Genomic DNA, 497 nt, shown 5'->3' on the forward strand with positions numbered 1-497 from the left:
ACCTAGGTAGCCTCTGGCTAAACCAGCACCAGCAATATAGAGCTCACCCACCACTCCAGGAGGTACAGGCTCTAAGGTGGAGTCTAGGAGGTAGGATGTATAGCCATTTAGTGGGTAGCCAATAGGCACCACTTTTTCTTCGCAATGCTTAACGCTTAGATGTTGAGTAAGTGCAAAGGTGGTTGTTTCTGTAGGCCCATATCCATTAATGAGATCAATCGATGAATATGTGCTTAAGAGGCGCTGAATGGATGTGAGAGGTAACGTATCACCTCCGGCTAAGATGTGTTTTAAGTTTGCAAACAGTGAAATTTTTTCTTCAACTGCGGCGGCAAATAGACCAGCGGTAAGCCAAAGTGTATTGACTTGATATTGCGCCAGGGTAGATGTGATGGCATTTAAATCCAACTTCCCAGCAGGTGCAAGTGCAAGCTTCGCGCCATTTAAAAGAGCACCCCAGATTTCAAAGGTTGCTGCATCAAAAGCAATTGTTGCTA

The 497-nt window shown here is 45.3% G+C and carries 1 protein-coding gene; it reads right to left on the bottom strand.

What is annotated here, in order from left to right; genetic code table 11:
- Positions 1–497, bottom strand: a 497-nt coding sequence (locus tag JaK3_RS06785) for an AMP-binding protein (protein WP_150114228.1), incomplete at both ends; no start/stop codon positions are given.

The sequence above is a fragment of the Polynucleobacter yangtzensis genome, from assembly GCF_001595965.1.
GTDB classification, from domain to species: Bacteria; Pseudomonadota; Gammaproteobacteria; order Burkholderiales; family Burkholderiaceae; genus Polynucleobacter; species Polynucleobacter yangtzensis.